This is a genomic window from Corallococcus exercitus, from assembly GCF_003611585.1.
GTDB classification, from domain to species: domain Bacteria; phylum Myxococcota; class Myxococcia; order Myxococcales; family Myxococcaceae; genus Corallococcus; species Corallococcus exercitus.
Map to the genome: position 1 here is coordinate 1 of NZ_RAVW01000607.1, position 4,220 is coordinate 4,220.

Sequence of the window (4,220 nt, forward strand, 5' to 3'; positions counted from 1 at the left end):
CTCCCCGCCCTCCCGGGCAGCAGGCGTCTCCGGAAGACCCGGACGAGCTGCCCTTCGACGACGACGAGGTATCGCCCCTGCAGGCGGATGATCCGCGCCCGCAGCGCGTGCCCCAGTACCCGGCGGGCCCCCGGAAGGTGAAGCGGCGCGGGCCGGGCGAGCGGACGAAGTCCGACCGGGAGCTGTCGCCCCGGTACGATTGGGCGAAGGAGTACTCGGATCCGGGCGTGACGCCCGCGTTCGTGTACGTGGAGCGCGGGCCGGGCGCGGGCCAGCTCGTGCCCCTGCACCAGGGCTCCATCACGCTGGGCCGGTCGTCGACGTCGGACCTGCGGCTCCAGCACGCGTCCATCAGCCGGCGCCATGCGCAGCTGACCCGGCGGGGCAATGTCTTCACCGTGCGCGACCTGGGCAGCCAGAACGGCACGTTCGTCAACCGCCTGCGCATCAAGGGCGAGGTGGAGGTCCGGCCCGGAGATGAGCTGAGCCTGGGCAATGCGACGTTGCGGCTTCGCGGTTCGGGGGCCGGGCCGACGGTGAGCCGGACGTCGCTGGATCCGCTGCGGCCTCGCACGGTGAAGCGTCCGCTGAACGGCGTCGCGGTGGCGGTAGCGGCCGCGGTCGTGGGCTCCGCGGTGGCGGCGTTGATCAGCGTGGTGGCCATGCGGACGGCGGACCGGGCTCCCGCGCGGACTCCGGTGGAAGGCGCTCCGAGCAAGGCCCCCGCGGCTCCGGCGGAACCCGCGAACGACGCTCGCGACACCGGTGCGGAGGCACCCGAGAAGGAGGCAAGAGCGGTGGGAGCGGAGGCTCCCGCGAAGGCCTCGGCCATCGGCACCGGAGAGGCCACCGCGCCGAGCACATCGGACGTCGCCCGTGGGATGCGCGAGCGCGCCGGCATTGGGGAAGCCACCGCGCCGAGCGCGACGGATGTCGCCCGTGGACTGCACGAGCACACCGGCACCGGGGAGGCCACCACGCCGAGCGCGACGGAGGTTGCCCGTGGGATGCGCGAGCACACCGTGCCGGGTGCGGGTGAAAGGATGACGCCCAGCGCGGCGGAGGTCGCTCGCGGCATGAATGCGAGCACGGGGGCCGCGAAGGTCCTCAGCGCTTCGGATATCGCGCGAGGGACGCACTCGGGACAGGCGGCTGCCGGTGCCGTGGAGAGTGCTCGCGGCATGCATGCGAGCACGGGGGCCGCGAAGGCGGGCGAACCGCATGCGGGCCAGGTCGTCGCCGCATCCGGACGGAAGGAGTCCCCTTCGACCGAACCGTCTGGACCTCCGGATGAGCGCCAGCGCGCGGACATCCTCTCGCGCTACGAGTCCGGGGATGTCGCCGGGGCGCTGGCCCAGGCCCGGCGCGCGAACCTGGCCACGCTGGTGCAGCAGCTCAACCGCTTCCAGGTCGCTGAAGCCGCCGCCCGGACCGCCCTGTCGCAGCAGGACCGTCCCCGGGCGCTCGATGCGCTCGGCGTCGCCGTGCGGCTGGACCAGGAGCTGTCCCACGGCTGGAGCCGGCAGGGGGCAGGGCTTCGCCGCCAGCTCGCCGGGTTGTACGTGCGCACCGGCCAGGACGCCGCCAAGGCCCAGCGCTTCGCCGACGCCCGCGCGGCCTTCACCGCGGCCCTCCAGTACGACGCCGACAACGCCGAGGCCCGCGCACAGCTGGCGGCGCTTGCAGCGCAGGCGCCTTGATCAGGCTTGGCGCGCCGCCCCCGAGCCACGCTCGCCCAACCGGTCCGACTGTCGGACCGGTTCCTTCGGGAGTGGCCCGGGAGGCCTGGCTGCCCAACGGGTCCGACTGTCGGACCGGTTCGGGAGTGGCCCGGGAAGCCTAGCTGCCCAACTGGTCCGACTGTTGGACCGGTTCGAAAGTGCTCGGCTCCGGGACCGGCTGGATGGCGGACGCTGGAAACACGACGCCCCGGATTCCATCGAGGGAACCCGGGGCGCGAGGTGCGAACGCGGCGGCCTGGGGCCGCGCGTCACGCGGGGACTCAGGCGAGGTTGAAGATCTTCTTCAGGTCGGACTCGACCTCTTCCTCGGAGCAATCCTTGGCCAGCGACAGCTCCTTGATCAGCAGCGAGCGGGCCGTGTCGAGCATCTTGCGCTCGCCGAACGACAGGTCCTTGTCGCCCTTGAGCAGGTACAGGTCGCGGAGCACCTCGGCGATCTCGAAGACGGAGCCCGTCTTGATCTTCTCCATGTACTCGCGGTACCGGCGGTTCCACGTGGTGGAGTCGACGGAGATGTCCTTCTCGCGGAGGATGGAATAGACCTGCTTGACGTCCTCCTCGCTGATGATCTCCCGAAGGCCCACCGAACCGACCTTGTTGATGGGGATCATGATCCGCATCCCGTTCTCCAGGATGCGCAGCACGTAGAACGACTGGCGCTGCCCGGCGACCTCGGTGTGCTCGATGCCCATCACCTCACCGACGCCCTGGCCCGGATAAACCGCCTTGTCACCAGTCTTGAAGCTGGTCTGCACTAAATGCCTCCTTGGAGAAAGCTTCGACCCCGGCCTTCGCGCCAGCCACTACTACCACAAACCACATCCACGGGCAACGAAATCGCCTTGACCACCCGATGACAGCCGCACTACGGTGTCCGGTTTTGTGTGCGGTGTCGCTCGGTGTGTGAGCGCCGCGTGACGGACGAGGCGGTGGGTGGGGGTGGGTGTTGGTTCGTTATGCGTGGCGCGACCTGGGTACGCGTCCGTTGTTCTTTCCAGCGCTGAGCCTCTTGCTCGGCGCCCTCTGGGCAACCGGAACAGAGAGCTTCGCCGGGGTATTTCTCCTCTGCGCGCTTTGTCTGGGACTGTCTGGAATGGCGCTCGGCCCGCTGCCTGGAGCGCATCTGGCGGTGCTGGGCGCGCTGGCCCTCACGGGCGCGGGTCTTTCCAGTTTTGAGGCCCGCGTCGAGGTGCCTCCTTCCTTGAGGGACGGGGGCAGCGCGGTCCTCGAAGGAGAGCTGGAGCGCGTGGAGCGCTTCGACGGCGCCCTCCGCCTGCGGCTCGCGGTGTCGCGTGCGGGGCCCCTTCCGGAACATCCAGTCGAGGCCCGCTTCCGTGTGAGTCTTTCCGGGCGGGGGGAAGGTCTGGAATTACAACCCGGGCAGCGCGTGCGGGTGGAGGCCCGGCTCGTGCCGGATGCGCCTCCTTCCAACCCGGGCGAGCGGGACTTCGCGTCCGCGCGGCGGCGTCAGGGCGTGGCCTTCACGGGAGGCTTCGTGCCGGGGCGTGTGCTGGCGCTCTCCCCTGCCCCGTCGTGGCGGCTCGCGCTGGAGGACGTGCGGGGACGGCTGACGACGGCGGTGCACGGCGTGGCGCCTTCCTCGGACGCGGCGGCGTTGTTCCTCACGCTGGCCGCCGGACAACGCGCGGACCTGGACGCGGCCTGGGAGGAGGCCTTCTCACGGGCGGGGCTCGCGCACGTGCTCAGCGTCAGCGGGCTTCACGTGGCGGCGCTCGCGCTGATGACGCTGGCCCTGCTGCGGCGGGGGCTGGTGCGGCTGGGCGGGCGCTGGCGGACGCTGGAGGCGCGCCGGTGGGCGGCCCCGGCGGCGGTGCCCTTCGTCTGGGCCTACGTGCTCTTCACGGGCAACCAGGCGCCCGCGGTGCGCTCGGCGGTGATGGCCACGGCGGTGCTGCTGGGGCTGGCGTTGTGGCGGCGCGCGGATGGGCTCAATGGATTAGCGCTCGCGGCGTTGGTGCTGGTGGCCTGGACGCCCTCCAGCGTCGTGGACCTGTCGCTGCGGCTGTCGTTCCTCGCGGTGCTGGGACTGGTGCTGCTGTCGCCCGCGCTGCGCGAGGCCCTGCCCCTCCCCCCGCCGGATCCGTCCGAGCCCCGGCGGCTGAAGCGATGGGCTGGCCAGGCTCGCGAGACGGTGGCGCAGACCTTGTGCGCCAGCGCGGCGGCGACGCTCGTGGGGTTGCCCGTGGTGGCGGCGGCGTTCGGCCGGGTGAGCCTGGCGGGGCTCGTGTCCAACATCGTCGCCCTGCCCCTGTGCGGCGTGCTCACCGGGCTCGCGGCGGGTGGCGCGGCCCTGTTCGTCGTGGCGCCTGTCGTGGCGACGCCGGTGCTGTGGGCGGGGGCCTGGGCTTCGGAGCTGCTTCTCATACTGACGCGGGGCTTCGCGGCAGTGCCCTTCGCGGCGGTGGAGGTGCCGGGGCTGGGAACGTGGCTCGGTGCTGCGTACGCGGTGGGGTTGGG

The 4,220-nt window shown here is 71.8% G+C and carries 3 protein-coding genes; 2 read left to right on the forward strand and 1 reads right to left on the reverse strand.

Annotated elements, in window-relative coordinates:
* Positions 1-1,700: FHA domain-containing protein (locus D7W79_RS45495; protein ID WP_338078850.1), on the forward strand; the 1,700-nt coding region annotated here is incomplete at its 5' end.
* Between the two features lie 302 nt (positions 1,701-2,002).
* Here the strand turns inward: D7W79_RS45495 and D7W79_RS39500 are convergent.
* The gene (locus D7W79_RS39500; protein WP_014398206.1) at positions 2,003-2,497 is read right to left on the reverse strand and encodes a CarD family transcriptional regulator; all 495 of its coding nucleotides are present in this window, start codon (positions 2,495-2,497) and stop codon (positions 2,003-2,005) included.
* 338 nt (positions 2,498-2,835) lie between these two features.
* Between D7W79_RS39500 and D7W79_RS39505 the strand changes: the two genes are divergently transcribed.
* A partial coding sequence (locus tag D7W79_RS39505; protein WP_244222230.1) for a ComEC/Rec2 family competence protein occupies positions 2,836-4,220 on the forward strand: 1,385 nt, incomplete at its 3' end.